This window comes from Leisingera sp. S2M4, from assembly GCF_055398055.1.
This window is the reverse complement of sequence record NZ_AP040863.1, coordinates 247,501-250,224: the sequence shown is the minus strand read 5'-3', so window position 1 is coordinate 250,224 and position 2,724 is coordinate 247,501. Positions and strand designations below refer to the sequence as shown.

Genomic DNA, 2,724 nt, shown 5'->3' with positions numbered 1-2,724 from the left:
GTCCACCAGTGGATCGTTCACCCCGGTCCTCTCGTACTAGGGGCAACTCCTCTCAAGTATCCTACACCCACGGCAGATAGGGACCGAACTGTCTCACGACGTTCTAAACCCAGCTCACGTACCTCTTTAAACGGCGAACAGCCGTACCCTTGGGACCTGCTCCAGCCCCAGGATGAGATGAGCCGACATCGAGGTGCCAAACACTGCCGTCGATATGGACTCTTGGGCAGTATCAGCCTGTTATCCCCGGCGTACCTTTTATCCGTTGAGCGATGGCCCTTCCACGCGGGACCACCGGATCACTATGGCCGACTTTCGTCTCTGCTCGACTTGTCAGTCTTGCAGTCAGGCTGGCTTCTGCCATTGCACTCAACGAGCGATTTCCGACCGCTCTGAGCCAACCTTCGCGCGCCTCCGTTACTCTTTAGGAGGCGACCGCCCCAGTCAAACTACCCGCCACGCAGGGTCCCGGATCCGGATAACGGACCGCGGTTAGACATCAAGAGTGCGAAGGGTGGTATCTCAAGGGAGGCTCCACCGGAACTTGCGTTCTGGTTTCGATGCCTACCACCTATCCTGCACATCACAATCCTGATGCCAGTGCGAAGCTGTAGTAAAGGTGCACGGGGTCTTTCCGTCTAACCGCGGGAAGCCTGCATCTTGACAGGCAATTCAATTTCGCTGAGTCGATGTTGGAGACAGCGGGGAAGTCGTTACGCCATTCGTGCAGGTCGGAACTTACCCGACAAGGAATTTCGCTACCTTAGGACCGTTATAGTTACGGCCGCCGTTTACCTGGGCTTCAATTCGGAGCTCTCACCCCTCCTTTTAACCTTCAGGCACCGGGCAGGCGTCAGACCCTATACGTCGTCTTGCGACTTCGCAGAGCCCTGTGTTTTTAATAAACAGTCGCCACCCCCTGGTTTGTGCCCCCGGATCCAAGTTGCCTTGAACCCGGGCCTCCTTCTCGCGAACTTACGGAGGTATTTTGCCGAGTTCCTTCAACATCGTTCTCTCAAGCGCCTTGGTATTCTCTACCAGTCCACCTGTGTCGGTTTAGGGTACGGTCTGATGGAGGGCTATTTCCAGGGACTGCTGAGCAGCCCACTCAATCCGATAAGAGTGAACTACCTTTGCAATCCGTCACATCCTCCTGGCCCAGGAATATTAACCTGGTTCCCATCGCCTACGCCTTTCGGCCTCGGCTTAGGGGCCGGCTTACCCTGCTCAGATTAGCTTTAAGCAGGAACCCTTGGACTTTCGGCGAGAGTGTCTCTCACACTCTTTGTCGCTACTCATGTCATCATTCTCGCTAGTGATCTCTCCACCGGATGGCTCACGCCCCGGCTTCATCGAAAGCCTCTCTCCTCCAATGTTCCCGGAGGAACTAAGGAGGAATGAGACTATGTCACACTACGCTCTGCTACCATGCACTATGTGCATCCTCGGCTTCGGCTCATGGCTTGAGCCCCGTTACATCTTCGCCGCAGGACGTCTTATTTAGACCAGTGAGCTGTTACGCTATCTTTAAAGGATGGCTGCTTCTAAGCCAACCTCCTGGTTGTTTTGGACATCCCACCTGCTTTCCCACTTAGCCATGAATTGGGGGCCTTAGCCGGAGGTCAGGGTTGTTTCCCTCTCCACTACGGGCGTTAGCACCCGCAGTGTGTCTGCCATCTAGTACTCCCGGGTATTCGGAGTTTGGTTAGGATCAGTAAGCCTGTGGGGCCCCATTACCCATCCAGTGCTCTACCCCCCGGGGTATTCGGATGACGCTCTACCTAAATAGATTTCGCAGAGAACCAGCTATCTCCGAGTTTGATTGGCCTTTCACCCCTAGGCACAGCTCATCCCGATCTTTTTCAACAGATGTGGGTTCGGTCCTCCAGTGCGTGTTACCGCACCTTCAACCTGGCCATGCCTAGATCACTCGGTTTCGGGTCTGATCCCACGAACTCATGCGCCCTATTAAGACTCGCTTTCGCTGCGCCTCCGCCTAGCGGCTTAAGCTTGCTCGTGAGACCAAGTCGATGACCCATTATACAAAAGGTACGCTGTCAGCCCTCAAGGGGCCTCCAACTGATTGTAGGCGTTCGGTTTCAGGTACTGTTTCACTCCCCTCGTCGGGGTGCTTTTCACCTTTCCCTCACGGTACTGGTTCGCTATCGGTCAGTAAGGAGTACTTAGCCTTCGGAGGTGGTCCTCCGATCTTCGAACAGGATTTCACGTGTCCCGCCCTACTTGATACGTCCTTCAGAGCTTCGAATACGGGGCTGTCACCCTCTCTGGCCATGTTTCCCAACATGTTCTTCTCACTCATCAGGCTCGGCTGGTCCGCGTTCGCTCGCCACTACTAACGGAGTCTCTATTGATGTCCTTTCCTCCGGGTACTTAGATGTTTCAGTTCCCCGGGTTTGCTCTTAAAGACCTATGTATTCAGTCCTTAAGTACCTGGTTAAGCCCATTATTGATTACCGAAGGTAACAATAACGAACTTTCAGGTGGGTTCCCCCATTCAGAGATCCATGGATCAAAGCCTATTCCCGGCTCCCCATGGCTTATCGCAGGGTATCACGTCTTTCATCGCCTCTTACTGCCAAGGCATCCACCAAACGCCCTTCTCGCGCTTGATTTGATCCAGAAAGAGACAGTGCATCTGCACGTCGCGGCACCGGAAGCTGGTAAGAAACCGGCGCCTCTATTTCTGAACCAAAAAGCAAACTA

Annotated in this window: 1 rRNA gene; it reads right to left on the bottom strand. The window is 54.2% G+C overall.

The features are described 5' to 3' along the window. Positions 1-2,633, bottom strand: a 23S ribosomal RNA gene (locus ACZ52D_RS20020). Between the last annotated feature and the right edge of the window lie 91 nt (positions 2,634-2,724).